Source organism: Xanthobacter autotrophicus, from assembly GCF_029991245.1.
In the GTDB taxonomy this organism is placed as follows: domain Bacteria; phylum Pseudomonadota; class Alphaproteobacteria; order Rhizobiales; family Xanthobacteraceae; genus Xanthobacter; species Xanthobacter autotrophicus_C.
Genome location: NZ_JAIVFO010000283.1, coordinates 1 through 1,718, shown reverse-complemented (window position 1 = coordinate 1,718; position 1,718 = coordinate 1). Strand labels below are relative to the sequence as shown.

At 69.6% G+C, this 1,718-nt stretch carries 1 protein-coding gene; it reads right to left on the bottom strand.

Features of this window, described 5'->3' with window-relative positions; translation table 11 throughout:
• Nucleotides 1-1,313: cation:proton antiporter (locus K9U41_RS22735; RefSeq protein ID WP_282643110.1), on the bottom strand; the 1,313-nt coding region annotated here is incomplete at its 3' end.
• Nucleotides 1,314-1,718 lie beyond the last annotated feature (405 nt).

Genomic DNA, 1,718 nt, shown 5'->3' with positions numbered 1-1,718 from the left:
GTCTTGGGCAGGGCGGGCGCGGGCGGCGGCGCCTGATTGTCCGCCACGGCGGCCGCCGCCTGGGGCGCCTCGGGAGTCGGGGGGCCCTTGGCGGTGGACTTGGCGGCGGATTTGGCCCGATAGCGGTCCAGCGCCAGGAAGAAGAAGGGGTTGGCGAGAATGGAGATGATCGCTGCCGCGAGGATGAGGTCGCGCCCTTCCTCCGGCAGCAGGTTCAGGTCCACGCCCAGCGCCACCAGGATGAAGGAGAACTCGCCGATCTGCGCCAGCGAGGCGGAGATGGTGAGCGCCGTGATGTTGCCGTAGCCGAACGCCCGCACCAGCAGGAAAGCGGCCAGCGACTTGCCGAACAGCACGATCAGCACGGTGATGATGAGCGGGATCGGGCTCTTGATGACGATGGACGGGTCCACCAGCATGCCCACGGAGACGAAGAACAGCACGGCGAAGGCGTCGCGCAGGGGCAGCGTCTCTTCCGCCGCGCGGTGGGAGAGGGGCGATTCGCTCAGCACCATGCCGGCGAAGAAGGCGCCGAGCGCGAACGACACCCCGAACAGCTTGGCCGAGCCGAAGGCGACGCCCAGCGCGATGGCCAGCACCGCCAGCCGGAACAACTCGCGCGAGCCGATATGGGCCACCCAGTGCATGATGCCGGGAATGACGCGCCGGCCCACCACCAGCATCAGCACCACGAAGCCCGCCACCTTGGCGAGCGTGATGCCCAGCGTCACCCACACGTCTTCCCCGCCCAGCCATTCGGCGGTGGAGGTGGTCACCACCCGCCCGCCCAGGGCACCCGAAAGCGCGGGCAGGAGCACCAGCGCCAGCACCATGGCGAGGTCTTCCACGATGAGCCAGCCCACCGCGATGCGGCCCTGCTCGCTCTCCACCATGCGCCGTTCCTGGAGCGCCCGCAGCAGCACCACGGTGCTCGCCACCGACAGGGCGAGCCCGAACACGATTCCCGCGCCCAGGCCCCAGCCGAGGGCATAGGCAAGGCCGATGCCCATCAGTGTGGCGACGCCGATCTGCAGCACCGCGCCGGGAATGGCGATGGCCTTCACCGACAGGAGGTCGCTCAGCGAGAAATGCAGGCCGACGCCGAACATCAGCAGGATGACGCCGATCTCCGCCAGTTCCAGCGCCATGCTCTGGTCGGCGACGAAGCCGGGGGTGAAGGGCCCCACCATGACGCCGGCGAGGAGATAGCCCACCAGCGGCGACAGCTTGAAGCGCTGGGCGACGGCGCCGAAGATGAAGGCGAGGACGAAGGCCCCGACGAGTGTCGCGATGAGCGGCGTTTCGTGGGGCAAGGATCGTCCTCCGTCGGGTAAATGCAGTCGGGTAAAAAGGGGGGCGCTCGCGCCGGATGCGCGCGCGAGCCCGGATTTGGGATGAGGGCAGGTCAGGCGAATGCCTCTGCCAGCCCCGCCAGTATTCCGCAGGAACGCGGCACTGTCATGGCGCATGATGCCGGTGGGGCAGGTTTTTCCGTTTTGGGGAGAGGGAAGGCGTGTCCCGGCCGGCTGCAACGAAGCGCGCCGGGCGAAGTCGCGCCGGCCTGGGGCATCCTTCTGAGCGGGCTCCCGCGGGAGAGCGCCCCCCTCCCTGCCCTCCCCCGCAAGCGGGAGAGGGTTCCCCGCGGGAGGACGGAGACGGCGCTCTCCCGCCCTGCACGAGGCTGCTCCCTCTCCCGCTTGCGGGGGAGGGTTGGGGAG